This is a genomic window from Mesorhizobium sp. M1088, assembly GCF_040318575.1.
In the GTDB taxonomy this organism is placed as follows: domain Bacteria; phylum Pseudomonadota; class Alphaproteobacteria; order Rhizobiales; family Rhizobiaceae; genus Mesorhizobium.
The window spans coordinates 1-1,212 of the sequence record NZ_JAMYMO010000114.1 but is presented as its reverse complement, the minus strand read 5'-3'; the positions used below and the strand labels follow the sequence as shown (position 1 = coordinate 1,212).

At 64.8% G+C, this 1,212-nt stretch carries 1 protein-coding gene; it reads left to right on the top strand.

The features are described from left to right. Positions 1 to 20: 20 nt before the first annotated feature. A partial coding sequence (gene tnpC / locus NKH49_RS34695) for an IS66 family transposase (RefSeq protein WP_352930194.1) occupies positions 21 to 1,212 on the top strand: 1,192 nt, incomplete at its 3' end.

Here is a 1,212-nt window from a genome sequence, read left to right as displayed (position 1 = left end):
AATATGCTCTGATTTTGGCCATGTCGGCACCCGATCTCGCGCTCCCGGACGACGTTGACGCGCTCAAGGCGATGGTTGTTGCCATGGCCGAAAAAGCCGCCGGTCTGGAAGAGCGTAATGCCGATCTCGAAGTCCACAATACGCATCTCGAGTTGGTCAACAAGAGCGCCGAGGAGCGGATCGCACGACTGACGGCGGTGGTGAAGATGCTGGAGCGGTCGCGCTTCGGCAGCCGCTCCGAAAGGTTGCGGGCCGGTGCGCTGAGCGAGGAGCAGTACGCTCTGGTCTTCGACGAGATCGAAACCGGCGTGGCGGCCATCCAAGCGCAGATGGAGAAGTCTGCGGGCGGCTCGAAAGCGAAGCGCGCCCCGCGCCCTCGCAAAGGCTTTGCGGCCCATCTCGAACGGATCGAGGTGGTCATCGAGCCCGAGACGCCTGCTGGCTGCGAAGCGCTGGAAAAGATCCTGATCGGCGAGGACGTCTCCGAACGGCTCGATGTCACCCCGGCGAAGTTCCGGGTGATCGTCACGCGTCGCCCCAAATATGCCTACAAGGGCTGGGACGGCGTCATCCAGGCAGCCGCGCCCGCCCGCATTATCGAAAGCGGCATTCCGACCGAAGCGCTGCTGGCGCAGATCGCGGTGTCGAAATACGCCGATGGCCTGCCGCTCTACCGCCAGGAAGCGATCTATGCCCGCGATCAGGTCGAGATCGACCGGTCACAGATGGCGCAGTGGATGGGCAAGCTCGGCTTCGAGCTCGAGCCGCTCGCCGATTACGCACTGACCCGCATCAAGCAGGGTGAGCGGGTCTTTGCCGATGAGACCACGCTGCCAACGCTGGCGCCGGGATCTGGCAAGGCCAAGACGGCCTACCTCTGGACCTATGTCCGCGATGATCGGCCCTTTGGCGGCAGTGGACCGCCCATTGTTGTCTATCGCTTCGAGGACAGCCGCGCCGGCGAATGTGTCGCCCGTCATCTGGACGGCTATCGCGGCATCCTGCAAGTCGACGGATACGCCGCCTATAACCGGCTGGCCCGATCCGATCGGGGCAATGACGGCGTGACGCTGGCGGCGTGCTGGTCGCACGTGCGGCGCAAGTTCTACGAACTGCATGCCGCAGGCTCCTCCGTTATCGCCTCGCAGACGGTGGCGCAGATGGCCCCACTGTGGGCCGCCGAGGAGGCCGTACGCGGCCAGGACCCGGCAG